Source organism: Providencia sp. PROV200, assembly GCF_049901995.1.
GTDB lineage: Bacteria > Pseudomonadota > Gammaproteobacteria > Enterobacterales > Enterobacteriaceae > Providencia > Providencia rettgeri_E.
This window is the reverse complement of the sequence record NZ_CP096307.1, coordinates 3,101,224-3,121,591: the sequence shown is the minus strand read 5'-3', so window position 1 is coordinate 3,121,591 and position 20,368 is coordinate 3,101,224. Positions and strand designations below refer to the sequence as shown.

The window sequence follows — 20,368 nt, the reverse complement described above, 5'->3', positions numbered from 1 at the left end:
GTTTGATGTATTGGGTCTATAACTTTATCTACAATTAGGTCTATAATTCGACAATGAACAAAGGTTACACCTTCCAGCAAGGTTAAGGTCAAGAGGAATTATGAATATTAGTGAAATTGCCAAAAAAACAGGCCTAACAGCAAAAGCTATTCGTTTTTATGAAGAAAAAGGGCTAATTACACCACCTGAAAGGGGAGAAAATAGCTACCGCTATTATCAAGAGCGTCATTTAAACGAACTTGTATTACTCAAACAGGCAAAAGATGTGGGTTTTACCTTAGATGAATGTGGCGAACTATTAGGTTTGTTTCGTAATCCAACCAGACATAGCGCAGATGTAAAAACGACAACGATAGCTAAGATAAATGAAATTGAGCAGACAATCGTTAAATTGTCTGCCATTCGAGATACATTACAAGAGCTTGTGGACGTGTGCCCTGGGGATGATGGGGCGGATTGCCCAATTATTGACCATTTGGCTCGTGGGTGTTGTCATCATGAGAAGGTTTAACTTGCAAGGTGATGCCGTCTACTGCGATGACGACGACTTCCGTGTTGGCTTTTAATGGTGTGTCGCTATAGACACGCCAACTGCCATCAGCAAGGCGTACTCGGCTAAAACCTTCTTCAGTATCTGACAATAAACGGCCTTTAACACCGATGAGTTGATGGCTAATTTGATTGACATTATCCGCTTTGCCTTTTTGCCTATTATTTAACCATTTACGCCATAACACGGCAGAAACAACAGTGAAAATGGCAAATAAGACTCCTTGCCACTCCCAACCGATGAATGGCAGTGCCCAAACGATAACCCCAACAAGTACTGCAGCAATACCCGACCATAAAAGATAGCCCGCGGTACCAAGAAGTTCACCAACCAGCAATAGCCCACCAAGACACAGCCAAAACCATGCAGGTTGAGCACTGATAAGCTCTATCATTCTTTTACCTGCTTTTTCATGGCACTGGTTTTCTTGCTTTCACCGATTAGTTCAGTGATCCCGCCAATTGCACCCATTAAGTTACTGGCTTCTAATGGCATCATGATGACTTTGCTATTTTCGGCGGAACCAATACTAGTCAGTGCATCAGTGTATTTTTGCGCCACAAAGTAGTTAATTGCTTGCATATCCCCGGCTGCGATAGCTTCAGATACCATTTGTGTCGCTTTTGCTTCCGCTTCCGCGGCTCTTTCACGTGCTTCGGCTTGTAAAAATGCCGACTGACGTTCCCCTTCGGCTTTGAGAATTTGTGACTGTTTTTCACCTTCAGCTTTTAAAATTGCCGCTTGGCGGATCCCTTCGGCTTCAAGAATATCAGCACGTTTAGTACGTTCAGCCTTCATTTGCGCATTCATCGCACTAATCAATTCTTTTGGTGGTTTCACGTCACGAATTTCGATACGGGTAATTTTGACACCCCAAGGGTTGGTTGCTTCATCCACTACGTGCAACAAACGGCTATTAATGGAATCACGTTGTGACAACATTTCGTCCAGTTCCATGGAACCTAATACGGTACGAATATTGGTCATCGTCAAATTCAGGACTGAAAGCTCAAGGTTACTGACTTCATAGGCTGCACGTACAGGATCAACCACTTGAATAAAGCAGACGGCGTCAATCGTGACGTTAGCGTTATCGCGGGAAATAACTTCTTGAGATGGGATATCAAGGACTTGTTCCATCATATTGATACGACGGCCAATTTTATCCATAAATGGCACAATAATATGCAAGCCCGGTTGTAGCGTACGGGTATAGCGACCGAAGCGTTCAACCGTCCATTGGAAGCCTTGAGGTACTGTTTTAACACAGGTAAAAACAATAACGACAGCAACAAAAATGATAATCGGTATTGCACCAAAGGCGAACAAGTCCATATTTAACCCTTAATTAGTAAAGTAATGAATATACTTGGCGACGATATTTACTGGCAATAGCATCACCAGTCCCCATTGCAGACATAATGTCCATCATGGTCTTTCTTACCGCGCCGTCACCGGCACCCAAGTCGGTACGTAAGAAGCTGAATAACATTTCCAGCGCTTCTTCGTTGCGGTTCACTTCGTGCAGTTTTAGTGCTAACTGAACGGCTAACGTTGTATTTTGCGGATCTTGATTGAATTCATCTTGTAATTGCTGAATTTCAGGCGTGTCCGCAGCTTGTTTTAATAATTCAATTTGTGCGATTAGGCCTTGGTAGCGACTGTCTTTATCCTGTAATGGAACAACTTCTAAAGTAGCTTGTGCATCATCAACGAGATTTAAACCGATTTGGGTTTCTGCCAATAATAATGTGATATCGCTATTTTTGGGGTTCAGCTGATGTGCTTCTTTTAACAATGGCAGCGCTTCTTGTGCTTTACCTTCTGCAATTAATTCAGCGGCTTGTGCTGCTTTCATTTCTTCTGGGCTTGGCAATACGCGAGATAAAATTTCCAGCACCACTTCTTCGGGCTGTGGCCCTTCAAAGCCATCAACAGGGCGACCATTTTGCAATACATACAGGGTAGGGATCGCTTTTAAGCCAAACTGGCTTGCGATCATTTGTTCTTCATCACAATTAACTTTAGCTAAAATAAATGACCCTGCGTAGTCGTTGGCAATTTTTTCCAACATAGTACCGAAATCTTGGCAATGAGGGCTACGCGGTGACCAAAAGTAAAACATGACGGGTAAGTTCATTGATTGTTCAATGACTTGGTGTAGGTTGGTTTCGTTAATATCAATTATCTGAGCGTTAGCAAACATAAGAAGTCTCTTTTGAATTTGTTATTAATAGAATTGGTGAGCAATAGTCATAAAATGGGGCTGATTTTACTTTTTTCAAGCTTTTTTCCCCTTATTTGCCAGTATTCTATCCATTATTTTGTCAGGTAAAATACGTTTTAAGATGCGCACTGCAACGGTTAATAACGTGACAGAATAGCGTACTTTTGGGCGCGGGCTTTCTAACGCATGGATCAGTTTTTCTACCACATGTTCTGGTGTTAAGGTGAAACGTGAAGCAATACCTGGGTTTTTAACAGGTTTATCTTTTTGTGTTTGTTCAACATTTTCAGTAAAAGCCGTATGGATCGGGCCCGGTTCAATCAAACTCACTTTCACCCCTGTTCCAGCTAATTCTAGGCGTAGCGCATCGGACCAAGCCTCCAGAGCATACTTGCTGGCGGCATAAGCGCCACGACCGGGGGTTGAAATAACTCCCATCACCGAACTAGTCTGGACAATCCGCCCTTCATGGTGTGCTAGCATTGCAGGTAATAGCAAAAAAGTTAACTGGTGAATACCAAAAAAGTTAGTGGAAAATTGCGCTTCAAGTTGTTCGCGGCTGACGCTATTTAATGGGCCATACACCCCAAAACCCGCGTTGTTGAATAATCCGAAAAGGCGATGATTACAGAGCGTTAGCACCGTTTTAGCCGCGGTTTCTATGCTATTCTTATCATCGAGGTCAAGGGATACCGTGTCATAACCTAGCTCTTTTAGGCGCAAAATATCGCTTTCTTTACGGCAGGCCACAATAACATGGTAGCCACGCTGCCGAAGTGTTTGTGCAGCACAAAAGCCAATACCGCTTGATGCACCTGTGACCAGGACTGATTTTTTGTTTCGTGCCGATGTTTGCATAACTTTACCTTGGTTTCATGCAACTGAATCTATTTCGGGTATAAAAGAGCGTTTAATACCTTGTTTAACGTCTGTTTTATTTACTAAACGGTAAAATATGTTCGAAAAGCTGTTTTTCCATAAAATCAGCAATGGATGGCTGGGCTTCAACGGTAGGGTGAATACCATCTTGTTGTATCCATTCAGGCTTAGTTATCACGGTTTCCATATAAAACGGCAGTAATGGGATTTGATTACTTTGCGCCAATTTCGGATAGACTTTTTCGAAACTTGTCGTATAACGTTTGCCATAGTTAGGTGGAATGCGAATTTGCATTAAGAGCGGTTTCGCGCCCGATTGCACGATTTGATCGATAATTTGCTGTAAATTAGCTTCGAGTTGCTCTACTGGGAGACCTTGTAAGCCATCATTTGCACCTAATTCGATCAACACCCAGTTAGGTTTGTTTTGTTCGAGTAAAACGGAAAGGCGTTCTAACCCCTGTGCAGAGGTATTCCCACTAATACTACCGTTAACAATAGCAACGGGTGGGGAAAGTTTCTGCCAGCGTTCGGCAAGCAAGGAGGCCCAAGCCTGCTCAGCCGGTAAACGGTAGCCTGCACTCAGGCTATCACCTAAGATTAATAGCTTAGTTGACGCAAGTGCGTGCCCACTTGCAGTCAGTAACAGGAGAAATACCAATATATGTCGGCGAATAATATTCTTGAAGTTCATCATCTCATTAAACGTGTTGGTCAAGGTGAACATGAACTGACTATATTGCAAGGAGTTGAGCTAATTGTCGAGTCCGGGCAAACAATTGCGTTAATTGGGGAATCAGGTTCGGGGAAATCAACCTTGTTAGGGATCATTGCGGGGTTGGATGACGGCTCCAGTGGAACGGTTAATTTATTAGGCCAAGACCTCACTAAAATGGATGAAGAGCAGCGGGCACGCTTACGGGCACAAAGTGTCGGTTTTGTGTTCCAATCCTTTATGTTGATCCCAACCTTAAATGCTATTGAAAATGTGCAACTTCCTTCTTTGTTACGTGGTGAATCTGAGTCTGAAAGCTACCAACACGCGGCAAGTTTACTGACGGATTTAGGCTTAAAAGATCGCCTAAAACATATGCCAGCACAGTTGTCCGGTGGTGAGCAGCAGCGTGTTGCACTGGCTCGTGCCTTTAATGGCCGCCCACAGATTTTATTTGCCGATGAGCCAACGGGAAATCTTGATCGTCATACTGGGGATAAAATTGCAGATTTATTATTTGCCATGAATAAAGAGCATGGAACAACCTTGATTTTGGTTACCCACGATAACGAACTGGCTGCGCGCTGCCAACGCCGCTTGCGCTTGGTCGATGGGCAGTTGAGGGAAGAAGCATGATTTGGCGTTGGTTTTGGCGTGAATGGAAAACCCCCTCACTACTGATTGTTTGGCTTGCACTTACCCTTGCGGTTGCTTGTGTACTGGCTTTAGGGCGAATTAGCGATCGCATCGAAAATAGCATGAGCTACCAAAGCCGTGAACTGTTAGCGGGTGACTTAGTGTTACGATCTTCCCATCCAAGCGACCCTGCATGGTTACAAGAGGCCGAAAAAGAGGGGTTAACGCTCAGCCAGCAAATATCATTTTCTACCATGGCTTATGCGACGGAAGATGAAGAGGCTCGGCCACAACTGGTGTTAGTGAAAGCAGCGGATAAGGCATACCCATTATATGGCGATCTTATCACTGAACCGGCTGGGTTAACCCCGATAAAAGGGGAGGTATTAGTCGCACCACGGTTATTAGAATTATTGAACCTCAATGTAGGGGATAACATTGATATTGGAGATGCGACGCTAAAAGTTTCGGGTAAATTAATTCAAGAGCCTGACAGCGGTTTTAATCCATTTCAGATTGCCCCAAGAGTATTAATAGCAATTGAAGATGCACCATTAACAGGAGCAATTCAATTAGGTAGCCGATTAACGTATCGCGACATGTTTGCCGGTGATCGTCAGCTTATTGACGCATTTCAGCAAAAATATGAGCAAGAACTGCGAAATGATCAGCGTTGGTTTACGTTAAGCGAAAATAACGGAGCAGTGGGGAAAACCTTCCAACGTGCTCAACAGTTTTTATTGCTGTCAGTTTTATTAACCCTGCTGCTAGCCATTGCTGCGGTTGTGGTTTCAATGACGCATTACTGCCGTAGCCGCCATCAATTAATTGCTGTATTAAAAACCTTAGGGGCAGGGCGTAGCGCATTACGTCAATGGATTATTGGGCAGTGGTTAGTGATTTTAATTGCTGCGGCTTTACTTGGCTCACTATTAGGTTTGGCTTTTGAAGGCATTTTAATGCAAATCTTAGGGGCGATGTTGCCGAAGGAATTGCCGCCTGCGAGTTCAATGCCTTGGGTTTGGGCGATCGGTACATTATTTATTATTGCCATTATTGTTGGCAGCCGTCCCTATTACCAACTGATGGCAACTCAGCCATCACGAGTATTACGTGAAGATGCCAAGTCACCCGTTTGGCCGCTATATTATTATCTGCCGATTGTTATTTTAATTGTGGTTGGCGGCTTATTTGTATTTGCTGGCGTTAACCCTCTGTTGTGGTCAATTTTGGCCGGTATTGTCGTGGTTGCCATTCTACTGGCGCTGATTGGTTGGGTTGGTTTGTGGGGGCTGCGCCATATTAAGTTCCGCCAATTAAGTTTGCGTTTATCGGTAAGCCGTCTACTGCGCCAGCCGTTGCAAACCATCACACAAATGAGTGCATTTTCGTTGTCATTTATGTTGTTGGCGCTGCTGATTTTAGTGCGCGGTGATTTACTTGACCGTTGGCAACAGCAATTACCTGCGGATAGCCCAAATTATTTCTTGATCAATATGAACCAGTCACAGCTTGAGCCTGTCACCAAGCTATTGGCTGAGTTTGATGTGAAACCCACAGAGTTCAACCCGGTGGTGTTAGCGCGTTTAACCAATATTAATGACCAGTCAGCGATTGAATGGGCCGACCAACGTGACCCAAATAATAATACCGTGCGACGTGAATTAAGCCTAACTTGGCAATCTGATTTAGCGCCAGCGAATGTGGTTGACGAAGGGACATGGCCACCAAAAGCTGGGGAAGTCTCAATTGAGCAAACGGTCGTTAAAGAGCTCGGATTGAAATTAGGTGATAAACTTACATTTAACGCAGGGGCTCAGGTCTTTAGTGCGACAGTAAGTAGCATTCGTACGGTTGATTGGGAAAGCTTGCGCCCGAATTTCTATTTTATTTTCTCTGAAGAAAGTCTTTCTCAGATGCCAGCTACTTGGCTGAGCAGCTTCCACTATGAAGGTGATGGGCAGCTATTAACGCAACTTAGCCGCCATTACCCAACCATTAATGTGCTCGACACCGGTGCCATTATCACCCAAATTCAGCAAATTCTTCAGCAAGTGAGCCAAGCTCTTGAGGTGATGGTAGTGCTGGTTATTTTCTGTGGGCTGTTGCTATTATTGGCTCAAATTCAAGTGGGTATGAGCCAACGGGAACGTGAATTAGTGGTGTACCGAACTCTGGGAGCCAGTAAAAAATTGATGCGTCGAACCCTGTGGAGCGAATTTGCTTTACTTGGCTTAATGGCAGGGCTTGCCGCGGCATTTGGGGCAGAAATTGCATTATGGTTGTTGCAAAGTAAAGTGTTTGATTTTCCTTGGCAGCCAGAATGGCGTATGTGGGTGTTTTTACCTTTGTGTGCAGCAATTTTACTGTCTATTTGCGGTAGCTGGTTGGGGCTACGTTTGTTAGGGACGGGGGGGCAACACCGGCGCTTACCTAATAGTTAAATACTCGTGATACTTCAAGCTGAATGGGTGTTGATTGCGCTCGGATAGCTGGAACACATATCGCATTATTTAAAATATCGTGGTATTAAGGAAATAGCTTAATACCACGATATATTGAACATTATAAAATACATGTTTTCAGTAAAATAACTGTCTAAAATCCTTCATAAAATCTTCATTCATCGACGTTATGATTCCGCCATCAATTATTGATAGCCTTATAATGGAAACATAACAATGCAGAATAACCATTCGATTAAACGTAAGCTGGGCTCGTTCTCTTTATTGGCTGGTTTAATTTCATTTAGCATCACAGGGTTTGCACAACAAGAAGTGCCCGCGACATTGGCGGGTCACTCCATTCTTCCTGTTAATTCAACGGTTTCTTCCCCCGAAAATGCACCTTCAGACATGCAAGTAAGTGGTAAATTTACCACTGGCGCTCGTGTTGATAGCTTAGGGAAAGTGGAAGGTAAATCCGCGGATCGCCCAACAGGAATGCATATTCCAATCAAAGGCCAGCCACGGCAAGGGCACTCGGGTATCAAACGCATGGCGGACGGGACCTACTGGGTTTTAACCGACAATGGATTCGGCAATAAAGTAAATTCCCCTGATTCTATGTTGTATGTCACTCAATATGATATTGATTTTCAATCAGGTAATACAACGCCATTAAAAACGGTTTTCTTCCATGACCCCGATAAAATTATTCCTTTTCATATTACGAATGAGAGCACAAAAGAACGCTATTTAACAGGCAGTGATTTTGACCCTGAAAGCTTTCAATTTGCGGATGGTGCTCTATGGGTTGGCGATGAGTTTGGCCCTTACCTAATCAAAATGGATTTGGATGGCAAGGTATTAGCCTTGTTTGAAACACAAGTTGATGGAAAGAAAGTGGTTTCTCCTGATCACTATCAAATCATAACACCGGGTAAACCTGCAGATAAAGTAACTTTCCAAGTTAATCGTTCGAAAGGTTTTGAAGGTATGGCTTCATCACCAGACGGTTCTAAGCTCTATCCAATGCTAGAAGGTGCGATTTGGCTTGATGAGAAGCAAGACTATGAGAATGTTGAGGGCAAACGCGCAGCACGTATTCTTGAGTTTGATGTAAAAAAACAAGATTGGACGGGTAGAAGCTGGTTGTATGTCTTTGAAGACAATCAAAATGCCATTGGTGATTTCAATCTCATTGATGATACCCACGGCTTAATTATTGAGCGTGATAATGGTGAAGGCACGGCAGATAAAGCTTGTGGGACGAAAAGTGCTAATACGGAAAATTGCTTCAGTAATCTCGCTAAATTTAAGCGAGTCTATCGTATTGAATTTTCAGATAACAATATAGGCAAACCAGTAGATAAGCAGGCTTATATTGATTTGATGAATATCAAAGACCCGAATAATATGGCAAGAAAGCCGCTAAATGATGGCGTGTTTACCTTCCCATTCTTCACCATTGAAAACGTTGATGTGGTTGATAGTGAACACATTATTGTTGGTAATGACAATAATTTTCCGTTTTCATCTAGCCGCGAACCAAATAAAGCGGATGATAACGAATTTATCTTATTAAAAGTCCCCGAGTTGTTAAAACCTTAATTAATTTTGCGCCTCTGTTTGGTTTTCGGAGGCGCAAATAAACGCTATGTTTTGATCCAATATCTGGTCTTAAGCTTATTTTCCCTTTGGTTTCAATTTTTCCCGAGTTAATCACTCGGGATTTTTTATTTGTGATAGAGGGCAGGGGGCTTCATCATCAAAGTAAGCAATAAAATGATGATAACAGGCGCGGCAATAACCAAAAATGCAGGGGTGAAACTGCCAGTTAAGTCTTTGATACCACCGGCAATGAAAGGCGCTAAACAGGCAACGGTTGAGATTAAATTCACCACAGAAAATAGCTCTAGGTATGGGCCTCGACCAAAATAATTTGACAGTAAAACACTGGATGCCAAAAAGGTCATGCCGTAGCCAATACCCACGCATAACACAAACAGAATAAGCCAAAGCCATGAGGTGGCAATACTGAGGAAAATAACACCTAACACCATGATAATTAGGCTACCGATTAATAGTTTCTTCGGTTCTAACCATTCACCCGCCGCCCCACCAATAAATCTTGAAAATGCATTAACGAAAGCCATTGTGCTGAGTAATGAAACCGCAACCGTCATACCAAATCCACGCTCTTCAATATGGGCAACGGCAAAACTGTTTACTGTGATCCCGCACCATAAAAACGAGGTATAAGTCGCAGCAATCAAGTAGAACTGCCATGTCCGTAGCGCTCTGCCGACGGTCCATACTTCAGCAGTGCGATAAATAGGCTTACTTGCATCACTAACTTGTTTCTGCATCACCTTTTTTGCGTGCTCTTGCTCTTTTTTACCTTCACGTAGCATAAAAATCGTGATTAACGTGACGATGCTAAGATAAACGGCACATAGAACCCAATGCATGCGCCATGAGCCTAATTGGTTTGATGCGTAAAAGTAAATCCAAGGGCCTGCAACACCCCCCAGGCCCCCGATGGTGAAATATAACCCAAAGGCAAGGGATTGTTTTTCAAATAACCGCGAAAGTACGTAAGTCCCCGGAACGGTGGCGAGTAAGGTGAAACCAATACCAATTAATGCTGTGCCTAAAAAATAGGTGCTAATGGCATGGGTGGAATACAGACTGTAAAAGCCGGCAACAAATACACTGGTGCCTAGCAATAAAGTAACCCGTACACCGACTTTACGGATCAACAGAGACGGGAGGAAACTCGCCAGTCCACAGGTTAAGCCCAGCAGCGTAAAACCAAATCCAGCCTCGCTCCAGCTCCATTTGAGCTCACTTATCATCTCAGGTAAAACCACACCAAGAGAGGTAAAGGTTGTCGCGGTGGCTAAAAAGTAAACCAGCCCTAACAGAATAAGAATGCACCACTGATAAAACGGACTAAAAGTCTGCGAGGACATATTGACTCCAGTAATGCCGCACACCTTAAATCAGGATATTTGTTTTCTGGATGACGGCGAAAATAGCATAATGCCCGAAAATAGTTTCGGGCATCGAATAGGGCTATTTTCCCTATTTATTGATGAGAGTACCAGTCTAATTTTGCATTTGCCCACTCAATGCCACTTTTGTACTCATTTGGCAAAAGTGAAGTCAATGCGTTAAGTGTTGCAGATAACTGGTCGTGGTCACTATGAGAAAGGTTTAAATGGCCAACTTTACGAGCAGGGCGTACCTCTTTTTCATACCAGTGAAGGTGAACGAGGGGTAAGCTCAGCCAGTCTATATTTACATCAGTACCGATTAAATTGACCATAACAGCAGGGCTATACACTTCAGGTGACGGCATCGGTAGGTCTAATATGGCACGTAAATGCAGCTCAAATTGGCTAATGGATGCGCCATTTTGTGTCCAATGGCCGCTATTGTGTACTCGAGGCGCAATCTCGTTAATCAGTAGGTTATCACCTACGACAAAGCATTCCATGGCCATCACACCAATATATCCTAACTCATCCATGACCGCGCTAAGCATGGCTTGAGCGTGTTCTTGTTGTGGGTTAGTTGACTTAGGGAAAGCCACACTTGTCCGCAAAATACCTTCTTGGTGCAAATTATGGGTGATCGGATAAAAAACAGACTCACCCGCAGCATTACGCGCCCCAATCACAGAAACTTCGGCATCAAATGGGATACCTTGTTCAACGATGCACTCACCATAAATTTCTGCTGGTAGCTCTTTTTCATCGCCGGGGCGAACACGCCATTGGCCGCGGCCGTCATAGCCGCCCGTTCTGCGTTTCACGATCAAAAAATCACCTAAGGTGGCGAAAAGTTCAGGCCATTGCTCAGGGGATTCAAGTAACGCCCACGGCGCGGTAGCTAAATTTAAGTTATCAAATATGCTTTTTTGTGGAAACCTATCCGCTAAACGTGGAAAAATATCACGATTAATAAAGGCATTATGGCGAGCTAATTCTTTTGTTAGTGGGGTTTCTGGCCAGCGTTCAATTTCCGCGGTGATGACGCTTTGTTGATAAGGAACCGCTTCCGGCTCGGCATCAAGCCCAACAGGAAAGACGGCAATGCCTAATGGCTCGCCAGCTTGGCGCAGCATACGGCCTAATTGGCCATTACCAAGAACGCAAACGGGTTTCATTAGGCGTTCCTCGGATCTGGGTTGTTTAACACATCTTTGGTTTGCGCTTCCCGCCATGCGGTGAGGCGATTGAAAATAGCAGTATCACTTATCGCTAATACTTGTGCGGCTAACAGCGCTGCGTTTGCGGCACCTGCTTTACCGATGGCTAACGTACCAACAGGAATACCTTTAGGCATTTGCACGATAGAATATAAGCTATCAACACCACTCAATGCAGCGCTTTGCACCGGAACCCCAAAAACAGGGACTAATGTTTTAGCGGCAATCATTCCTGGTAGATGTGCGGCACCACCCGCGCCTGCAATAATCACATCAAAGCCGTTCACTTTGGCGGTTTCAGCAAAAGAAAATAGTTTATCTGGTGTGCGGTGTGCAGAGACGATTTCGACATGAAAAGGAATTTGGAGTTCAGATAATACATCAGCCGCGTGCTGCATGGTCGTCCAATCACTTTTAGAACCCATAACAATGGCGATTTTTGCCGCAGATTGAGCAGGAACTTGGGCAGTCATTTGGTGCTTTCCTGTATTGAAAAAAAACATCACCCTGAGGTGGGAAATTGAATTGGCTTGATCATATCATGGTAAAGCAGTAAGGAAAACGTTTGCGTGGTTAATAATTAAGCAAACGAGCATGGAAATATATTGAAAATGGTTAGTTAGGCGAACTTACTCAAAGGGAAAGAAAATCAGTTCAATGCCTTGCTCGTTAATCACAAAGGCGGAACCTTCGTGGTGCCATGCACCTAATACACCCCGATAATGCAATTTACCGCCAACATTTATCTCATGAATGGCAGGCCGGTGAGTATGACCATGGATCATCCATTGCGCTTGGTGCCTTTGTAATGCATCAATAACGGCTTTTGAATTGACGTCCATAATCGATTCGGCTTTCATGCTGCTTGCATATTGGCTGTTTTGCCGCATTTTTTGTGCGATACGGCGACGTATGAAGAGAGGGAGTAGTAAAAATACTCGTTGGATCCAAGGTGTGTGAACTTTTTTACGGTAATTTTGATAGGCGGCATCATCGGTACATAAAGTATCACCATGCAGAATTAAAATACGCTTACCATAAAGTTCGAGCAATGTTTCTTGTGGGAGTATGGTCATGCCACACTGTTTCGCATAGCGTTTACCAATTAAAAAATCCCGATTTCCATGAATGAAATAGCAAGGAACTCCACGGTCAGTGAGCTGTTTTAGTTCGTTGGCAACTTGCTGATGTAGCGGATTGGTATCATCATCGCCCACCCAATAATTAAAAAAATCACCGAGAATATACAGGCTTTCGGCATGGATGGCTTGCTGTTGAATGAAATTAATAAAACCGGCGGTGATCGCCGGTTCATCTTCACTCAAATGCAAATCTGCAATGATGTAAGTGGACATGCGTTCAGGTTTACTCGCTGACAGTCACTTTTTCAATGATGACGTCTTCGCGAGGAACGTCTTGGTGGAAGCCACTACGGCCTGTTGAGACCCCTTTGATTTTGTCAACAACGTCCATACCTTCAACCACTTCAGCAAACACGCAGTAACCCCATCCGTCAGGGCGTTCTGAACGGAAGTTTAAGAAGTCATTATCAGCCACGTTGATGAAAAATTGTGCTGTTGCAGAGTGTGGGTCGTTTGTACGAGCCATTGCTAAAGTACCACGGGTATTTTTTACACCGTTGTTAGCTTCATTTTTGATAGGTGCTTTAGTGTTTTTTTGTTCCATGCCCGGCTCAAAACCACCGCCTTGGATCATGAAGCCATTAATAACACGATGGAAAATGGTATTATTGTAAAAACCTTCACGGCAGTAAGTTAAAAAGTTTTCGACAGTAACGGGGGCTTTATCGTCAAACGTTTTGATAACAATGTCACCGTGATTGGTATGAAATGTAACCATAATAGCTATCCTGAATAATTGTTTTTTGTGCGCTAACTTGCGTAAGCGTTGAGATCAGCACGTTTATATCACAGATAAAACCTGACTTGAAGCGGAAGGAAGCTTAGTCGGCAGTTTTATAGCATAATAGATGTGTATTAAACCCAATGAGTAAACTGAAAAGGAAGCGGGGTAAACCCTTGCATTCTTAAGATGATCGGGGTTCAATAACATGATATTTTATCGGTAAAAATCGATAATCATTTTTCAAATAAATGGAAAAGTTCAGATGCTACAAATTTTTAATACACTAAGTCGTCAAAAAGAAGAGTTTAAGCCCATCCACGCAGGGAAGATTGGGATGTATGTGTGTGGCATCACTATCTACGACTTGTGTCATATCGGCCATGGCCGTACATTTGTGGCGTTTGATGCAATTAGCCGTTATTTACGTTATTTGGGTTACGACTTAAATTATGTACGCAACGTTACCGATATTGACGATAAAATCATTAAACGTGCTGCAGAAAACAATGAAAGCGTAGAAGAGCTCACAACGCGAATGTTGGCTGAAATGCACAAAGATTTTGATGCATTGAATATTTTGCGTCCAGATAGCGAACCACGAGCAACTCGTCATATTGATGAAATTATTGAATTAACTCAAAGCTTGATTGCACGTGGTCATGCTTATGTCGCGACGAATGGCGATGTTATGTTTGAGGTGAAAACCGATCCAAACTATGGCCAGTTATCACGTCAAGACTTAGAACAGCTACAAGCGGGAGCTCGCGTTGAAGTGGCTGATGTAAAACGCAATCCGATGGATTTCGTCTTATGGAAAATGTCTAAAGAGGGGGAGCCGAGCTGGGAGTCCCCGTGGGGCTTAGGCCGCCCTGGATGGCACATTGAATGTTCGGCTATGAACAGTAAAACGTTAGGTAACCATTTTGATATTCACGGTGGCGGCTCTGATTTAATGTTCCCTCACCATGAAAATGAAATTGCTCAATCGACCTGTGCCCATGATGGTCCTTATGTGAATTATTGGATGCATTCAGGAATGGTGATGGTCGATAGAGAAAAAATGTCTAAATCTCTCAATAACTTCTTTACTATTCGTGATGTGCTTGAGTATTACGATGCAGAAACGGTGCGTTATTTTCTGTTGTCAGGCCATTACCGCAGCCAACTTAATTACACAGAAGAGAACTTGAAACAGGCACGTACCGCGCTTGAGCGCATGTACACGGCATTACGTGGTACAGATAAGTCAGCCGTACCTGCTGGTGGTGATGAATTTAAAGCACGTTTCATTGAAGCAATGAATGATGACTTTAATACACCTGAAGCCTATTCGGTATTATTTGATATGGTTCGTGAAGTTAACCGCCTGAAATCAGAAGATATGTCAGCAGCAAATGGTATGGCTGCACAATTGCGTGAGTTAGCAAGCGTGCTGGGTTTACTAGAACAAGACCCAGAAGTCTTTTTAAAAGGCGGCGCACAAACTGAAGATGATGCGGAAGTGGCAAAAATTGAGGCATTAATTCAACAACGTCTAGATGCACGTAAGAATAAAGATTGGGCGCAAGCGGATGCGGCTCGTGATGAACTTACTGCCATGGGGATAGTGCTTGAAGATGGTGCATCTGGCACTACGTGGCGTCGCAAATAATACGCGTCATATTTCGCGTTGTGGCGGTGTTGTCATCACTTGGCTACTTGGGTCACATACTTTTGTATGCTCCCCAAGTTATCCGTGTTCGGCGCCTAGCCACAACACGAACTATTTAGCGTATTAATATTAGTCATATTTCGAATGCTAATTGAGTTAAAAAAGTTATAAATATTTAAGCGGTTAGATATAGATATCTAGCCGCTTTTATTTGGATGGCTAAATTTGAAAGACATGATTATTCACTTATAAAATAATCGTTGTTAATGAAGCATAGTTTAAATTAACAACAATAATATAGGGGGGATTATGTCTAAAAAGGTTAATACAATTAACGCGAACTTTAATTTTTTTCGAGTGCACGATAGTAAAAGAGGAAATAAAGTATATGACACTATTAGATTAATAAATAGCACTAATGTTAAGAGGCCTAGTAATACGCATAAATTAAAAAATCGTTTATATAATTGGTTTAGCACATTAATTAGAGTAATTAAACATACAGATAAAACAGTGAATGTAGAAACCCGAGTAAAACCAAGTTCTAGGAATACGGTCAAAAAATTTGAGATTGGGGAAATACGTTCTCAGGGAACCATAAATGCGAATACTGTTGTTGAAAAAACGCCAGTGAATATAGCGCATCTAACAAAACATTTCGATGAATTACTCACTAATGCACCAGATGTTTTACTCGTCTTAGCGTCAGATAATAGTTTTTTGGAGAATAATGTTCCTCGATATTTTAGTCATCCCAAAATTAAGCAATATGGCGAATATATAGTTTCCTCTTTTCCTTGTGCTTTATCTGAAAATAAATTGGGTTATCTTGATATTGATAACCGTACAGTATGTATTGCTAAAAATGGAAAATCAGTTTCTATGAGAGTTGTACATGTCACAAACTGGTCTGAAATGGTAATTGAAAAAAATGATTGGTATGAGTTATCCAATTACGCGGATAAAGTCGGGGATGAAAAAGCTAAGATTAGAGCAAAATCAGAGTTATATCAATCTCATAACGGTGTTTCTCTACTTCATTTTAATGATGAATATGCGGCAAACCTCATAGGGACGTGATTAAATGGATAAAAAATCCCCCAGTTAAGGGGGAAGTAAGACTACCAACAGGGACTAGGAATGGAACTTAAAGTTGTGTGATTAAGCGATACTCGCCATTGCTTGTTGGGCTTCTTTAGGTGTCGCTTTTTTGACAATGGCATAAAGCACACCTGAAACCACCGTACCAGCCACTATCGCGAATAAATACATCAATACATGATTAATAGCTCCGGGTATTAACAGCACAAATAAACCACCGTGAGGTGCCATTAACTGAATACCAAAGTACATGGATAGCGCCCCTGTTATTGCGCCACCAATAATGCAAACAGGAAGAACGCGAATCGGGTCTTTGGCCGCAAATGGGATTGCACCTTCTGAAATAAAACATAAACCGAGAACAAAAGAGGCTTTACCCGCTTCGCGTTCAGCAGGAACAAATTTATGTCGTGCTAATAGGGTTGCAACGCCCATTGCCAGAGGTGGCACCATTCCTGCCGCCATAATTGCTGCCATTGGTGCATAGGTTTGTGAACTTAATAGACCGACACCAAAGGCATATGCCGCTTTATTGACTGGGCCTCCCATATCCGTACACATCATCGCACCTAGAATTGCGCCTAAGATCACTGCATTGGTGGTTCCCATGGTATTTAACCAGTGAGTTAGCCAATCCATTAACCAAGCTACAGGGTGGCCAATGACATAGATCATCGCTAAACCTGTAAATAAAGTGGAAATGAGCGGTACGATTAGAATTGGCTTTAACGCTTCCATCGTTTGCGGCAATTTTAGTCGGGTACTAATAAAGTGAGCACTATAACCGGCAAGGAAACCGGAAATGATACCACCCAAAAATCCAGCACCTAAAGTGGTCGCAAGTACCCCACCGACCAAACCTGGGGTTAGCCCCGTTCTGTCAGCAATGGAATAGGCGATATAACCGGATAACACGGGCACCATCAGCGCAAGCGCGGTTTGTCCGCCAATTAGGCTAAGCGCCCAAGCTAGAGAGCCTTCTACATTGGATGCATCTAAGCCAAATGCAAATGAAAGCGCAGTACACAACCCTCCAGCGACAACCATCGGGAGCATGTATGATACCCCAGTGAGTAAGTGCTTATAGACTCCACGTTTCTCATTATAACCATTTGATTGCGATGATTTTTTTCCGTTTTGAGGTGTGAATATAATAGCCTCTTTTATCGCTTTATCTAATTCTTGTGCTGTTTTCTTCAATGCAGCACTGGTGGAGGTGCGGTACATGGGTTTCCCTGCAAACTTATCCACATTGACTTCGATATCGGCTGCGACAATGACTAAGTCGGCTTGTGCTATTTCTTCTGGCGTAATTTCATTTCCAACCCCGACAGAGCCGCGGGTTTCGACTTTGATATTCCAGCCGCGTTTTTTTGCTTCAGCTTCAAGTGCTTCTGCAGACATATAGGTGTGCGCAACCCCTGTCGGGCAAGCGGTAACGGCTAATACAGAGTAAGATTTTGTATGCTGTGGCTGGGTGATTTTCTGCTCACAAAGTGTCGCTTCGTTAATTGCAGATGCCAAAAATTCAGCGGGTTGCCTCACTGCGATATCGGGGTGACCGAAATAGATTTTTTTATCTGTGCAATTAAAGTTTTCAGGCAACTGAGTATCAAAACAAATCACGATATCTGCATCAGTAAGTTGTTCAGTGAAAGTGATATTTTGTGAGGCAGATACATTTTTTAAGGCATCGATAGCTAGCCAACAAATTGCAGGGCCTTGCTGGTGGCTTGGTGCGACTAATATTTTCATGACTTTCATCCTCATTCAGCCGTAAATGGTTGTAAGTCAACCTTCGTCATCATATGCGCAAGTTGTGCTCGGTCTGTGATACCGACATTGGGTTGAGAGACTGCAAGTGCAGAAACCGCGGTAGCTAAGCGTAGTGTGTGATCACTTGTTTGTCTCATCATCAGCCCGTAAATTAATCCGCCTACCATTGAATCCCCTGCACCAACGGTGCTGATAACCTCACACTCAGGTGGTTTAGCAAACCAAGCGCCGGAGGAGTTGACCCACATAGCGCCTTTTTCGCCTAAAGAGACCACCACATGGGCAATACCTTGTTGTCGAAGTTGATTTGCAGCATTTACGATATCTTGCTGAGTAGGGAGAGGTTTTCCTGCCCAAATTTCAAGCTCACGGTGATTCGGTTTTACTAACCAAGGAGACGCTTTGAGCCCAGCGACAAAGGCCTCGCGGCTACTATCAAAAATGACACACATACATTGTTCTCTAAGGCGTAACATCCAATGCGTAAAATCATTTAAATCAACACCCTGAGGTAAACTGCCACTGACGCAAATCATATCGAACTGACCCGCCCAGCTTAATGAATCGGTGACGAAGCGTTGCCAATCCGCTTTGGTGACACTGAATCCTGAAAAATTAAAATCGGTAACAGCTCCCGTATGCTCTGTTAGTTTGACATTGATACGAGTACGACCTTCGACGACTTGAAAGCGGTTAGCAATCCCGGTTTCACTGAATGCTTTTTGGAAGCCATCTTGGTTTTCCTTGCCCAAAAAACCACCAACAGTGACATCAATCCCTAAATTTTTCAGCACCTTAGCCACATTTATGCCTTTTCCAGCGGCATGAAGACCCGCCGTTTTGACTAAGTTCACATCACCGCGATGAATATCAGGTAATAACCCAACCAAATCGTAGGCAGGGTTTAACGTGATCGTTGCGACTCTTCTGCTCATGCGACTTTTTCTCCAAGTCCTGAATTGATTGCCTCACCAATGGTAGCAATGGCTTCTTGTGCATCTACACCTTCTGCGTGAATACGTAAGCGATGCCCACATTTAGCGCCTAAGCTGACAATTTTCATTAAGCTTCGACCATTTACGGGAGTCGCAGTACCATCAAGATTACTGACTGTAATCTTGCTTTCGAATTGCTTAATGGCGGTGACTAATAGTGTGCTAGGTCGCGTATGTAACCCATGTGGGTTAAGAATGGTGAAGTCCTGAGTCATGCCAGATGTATTTGTGTTCAATGATTCGCTTTCTGCGTGTGAGTCATCAGGGCGCAATAAATTAATTAGTTTGTTAACGTTATCATTTTCAAGAATGCGATTCGCTTCTTTATTTTTCAATAAATTGCTTATTTTTAGTAACAAAGTCTCTATTTGATAATTAGCGTAAGAGAGTGTAATTAGGACGTTGACAGGGTTACCTTGAAAGTTAAATGATCTTTTTACTGTCGATAGCGCAATCGCATTCTGAATATTTCCGATAGGGCTATCACTTAACCAAATACCTTGACCTAAATATGATGGTGTTTGAGTAAGAACTTGGGTAATAAAGTCGGTACTAATAGCTTCGGCGTTTTGTAGGCTAATAATATTCTGTATTTTCAATGTATTTATATTATCAACCTGAGCACTTACCGTGACCATGGAGTCATCAAATTTTACTGGCTGAATTGTGCGCTCACCCATTAGAAGTTGCTTTAAGGTTTCGGCTGTGTCAGCTTTAGCCATTGCATCAGCGGTGTGTTCATCACTGATTATGTGGGTTAATTGGCGAAGCAATTCGAGATGCTCATTTGATTGAGCGGCAATGCCAATAACAATATAAGCTGTTTGGTTATCACCCCAATCAATACCATCAGGAAATTGAAAGACAGCAAAACCTGTTTTCAATACCTGATCTCGCGTTTCTGTTGTCCCGTGTGGAATAGCAATACCATTTCCTAAAAAGGTAGGAGCTTGGTTTTCTCGGTTAAGCATTCCTTGCACATAACCGCTTTTTGCATAACCTGCATTTTCTAAGGCATTGGCAACCTGTTCTATTGCATTTTTTTTATCAGATGCAGCAGCTGCAAGGTGAATATCGCTTATTGGTAAGTTAAACATAATTTCTCCTGATTATTATTCATAGCCGGATCAGCCAGAAGACCTGCAAGCGGATCTGATTACTTGTTAATCATGTTATCGTTAACAATACTAGCTGAATCGTTTAGTCTTGTCTATGCAATTAAGGTGTGAAATACAAAAAATGAGAGCTAAGTTAAATTTTTTAAGGGCGTGATTTGTCTGTTTTATGACAAAGCTGAAGTGAGTGCTGAAATGTT

General features: G+C 42.9%; 19 protein-coding genes. 6 read left to right on the top strand and 13 right to left on the bottom strand.

The window, feature by feature from the left end; all coding sequences use genetic code 11:
- Window positions 1–100 precede the first annotated feature (100 nt).
- Window positions 101–511 carry a Cu(I)-responsive transcriptional regulator gene (cueR, locus tag M1E86_RS14415; protein WP_213913914.1) on the top strand — a complete coding sequence of 137 codons (411 nt, stop codon included), beginning with the start codon at window positions 101–103 and terminating at the stop codon, window positions 509–511.
- On the opposite strand, the gene M1E86_RS14410 is transcribed toward cueR, so the two are convergent.
- The 5 genes from M1E86_RS14410 to tesA form a co-directional block, all read right to left on the bottom strand.
- Complete coding sequence (locus M1E86_RS14410; protein WP_125891549.1) at window positions 465–944, bottom strand: NfeD family protein; 480 nt, start codon at window positions 942–944, stop codon at window positions 465–467. The two genes, cueR and M1E86_RS14410, sit on opposite strands and share 47 nt — an antisense overlap.
- Window positions 941–1,885, bottom strand: coding sequence for an SPFH domain-containing protein (locus tag M1E86_RS14405; RefSeq protein WP_004260315.1), 945 nt, complete (start codon window positions 1,883–1,885; stop codon window positions 941–943). The genes M1E86_RS14410 and M1E86_RS14405 overlap by 4 nt, the downstream gene beginning before the upstream one ends.
- A gap of 13 nt (window positions 1,886–1,898) precedes the next feature.
- Window positions 1,899–2,756 carry a co-chaperone YbbN gene (locus tag M1E86_RS14400; protein ID WP_125891548.1) on the bottom strand — a complete coding sequence of 286 codons (858 nt, stop codon included), beginning with the start codon at window positions 2,754–2,756 and terminating at the stop codon, window positions 1,899–1,901.
- Between the two features lie 75 nt (window positions 2,757–2,831).
- Complete coding sequence (locus M1E86_RS14395; RefSeq protein WP_125891547.1) at window positions 2,832–3,635, bottom strand: SDR family oxidoreductase; 804 nt, start codon at window positions 3,633–3,635, stop codon at window positions 2,832–2,834.
- 76 nt (window positions 3,636–3,711) lie between these two features.
- Entirely contained in the window at window positions 3,712–4,353 is a 642-nt protein-coding gene (gene tesA / locus M1E86_RS14390) for a multifunctional acyl-CoA thioesterase I/protease I/lysophospholipase L1 (RefSeq protein WP_213913916.1), read from the bottom strand.
- On the opposite strand from tesA, the gene ybbA reads away from it, so the two are divergent.
- From ybbA to M1E86_RS14375, 3 genes are all read left to right on the top strand, one after another.
- Window positions 4,321–5,007, top strand: coding sequence for a putative ABC transporter ATP-binding protein YbbA (gene ybbA, locus M1E86_RS14385; protein ID WP_213913918.1), 687 nt, complete (start codon window positions 4,321–4,323; stop codon window positions 5,005–5,007). The genes tesA and ybbA overlap by 33 nt on opposite strands.
- Entirely contained in the window at window positions 5,004–7,451 is a 2,448-nt protein-coding gene (gene ybbP / locus M1E86_RS14380; RefSeq protein WP_213913920.1) for a putative ABC transporter permease subunit YbbP, read from the top strand. Before ybbA ends, ybbP begins: the two co-directional genes overlap by 4 nt.
- 237 nt (window positions 7,452–7,688) lie before the next feature.
- On the top strand, window positions 7,689–9,059 hold the full coding sequence (locus M1E86_RS14375) for an esterase-like activity of phytase family protein (protein ID WP_213913922.1): 1,371 nt from the start codon (window positions 7,689–7,691) through the stop codon (window positions 9,057–9,059).
- 125 nt (window positions 9,060–9,184) lie between these two features.
- Here the strand turns inward: M1E86_RS14375 and M1E86_RS14370 are convergent, their stop codons facing one another.
- The 5 genes from M1E86_RS14370 to ppiB all read right to left on the bottom strand — a co-directional run bounded on the left by M1E86_RS14370 (window position 9,185) and on the right by ppiB (window position 13,524).
- On the bottom strand, window positions 9,185–10,423 hold the full coding sequence (locus M1E86_RS14370; protein WP_213913924.1) for a CynX/NimT family MFS transporter: 1,239 nt from the start codon (window positions 10,421–10,423) through the stop codon (window positions 9,185–9,187).
- 116 nt (window positions 10,424–10,539) lie between these two features.
- Window positions 10,540–11,622, bottom strand: a complete 1,083-nt coding sequence (gene purK, locus M1E86_RS14365; protein ID WP_213913926.1) for a 5-(carboxyamino)imidazole ribonucleotide synthase — start codon at window positions 11,620–11,622, stop codon at window positions 10,540–10,542.
- Window positions 11,622–12,137, bottom strand: coding sequence for a 5-(carboxyamino)imidazole ribonucleotide mutase (purE, locus tag M1E86_RS14360; protein WP_125891540.1), 516 nt, complete (start codon window positions 12,135–12,137; stop codon window positions 11,622–11,624). Before purE ends, purK begins: the two co-directional genes overlap by 1 nt.
- A gap of 156 nt (window positions 12,138–12,293) precedes the next feature.
- Window positions 12,294–13,019: a UDP-2,3-diacylglucosamine diphosphatase gene (gene lpxH / locus M1E86_RS14355; RefSeq protein WP_125891539.1), complete on the bottom strand. Its 726-nt coding sequence runs from the start codon at window positions 13,017–13,019 to the stop codon at window positions 12,294–12,296.
- 10 nt (window positions 13,020–13,029) lie between these two features.
- Entirely contained in the window at window positions 13,030–13,524 is a 495-nt protein-coding gene (gene ppiB, locus M1E86_RS14350; protein WP_125891538.1) for a peptidylprolyl isomerase B, read from the bottom strand.
- Window positions 13,525–13,792: 268 nt separating this feature from the next.
- On the opposite strand from ppiB, the gene cysS reads away from it, so the two are divergent.
- Window positions 13,793–15,181 (top strand): cysteine--tRNA ligase, encoded by a 1,389-nt coding sequence (gene cysS / locus M1E86_RS14345; protein WP_125891537.1) that lies wholly within the window; start codon window positions 13,793–13,795, stop codon window positions 15,179–15,181.
- A 309-nt stretch (window positions 15,182–15,490) separates the two neighbouring features.
- Window positions 15,491–16,261: a hypothetical protein gene (locus M1E86_RS14340; RefSeq protein WP_336432562.1), complete on the top strand. Its 771-nt coding sequence runs from the start codon at window positions 15,491–15,493 to the stop codon at window positions 16,259–16,261.
- Between the two features lie 81 nt (window positions 16,262–16,342).
- Here M1E86_RS14340 and fruA read toward each other — a convergent pair whose 3' ends face one another.
- The 3 genes from fruA to fruB are packed head-to-tail and all read right to left on the bottom strand — an operon-like array spanning window position 16,343 to window position 20,150.
- Window positions 16,343–18,037 (bottom strand): PTS fructose transporter subunit IIBC, encoded by a 1,695-nt coding sequence (gene fruA, locus M1E86_RS14335; RefSeq protein WP_213913940.1) that lies wholly within the window; start codon window positions 18,035–18,037, stop codon window positions 16,343–16,345.
- Between the two features lie 11 nt (window positions 18,038–18,048).
- Window positions 18,049–18,993 (bottom strand): 1-phosphofructokinase, encoded by a 945-nt coding sequence (gene fruK / locus M1E86_RS14330; protein WP_125891534.1) that lies wholly within the window; start codon window positions 18,991–18,993, stop codon window positions 18,049–18,051.
- Window positions 18,990–20,150, bottom strand: a complete 1,161-nt coding sequence (gene fruB / locus M1E86_RS14325) for a fused PTS fructose transporter subunit IIA/HPr protein (protein ID WP_213913941.1) — start codon at window positions 20,148–20,150, stop codon at window positions 18,990–18,992. Before fruB ends, fruK begins: the two co-directional genes overlap by 4 nt.
- Between the last annotated feature and the right edge of the window lie 218 nt (window positions 20,151–20,368).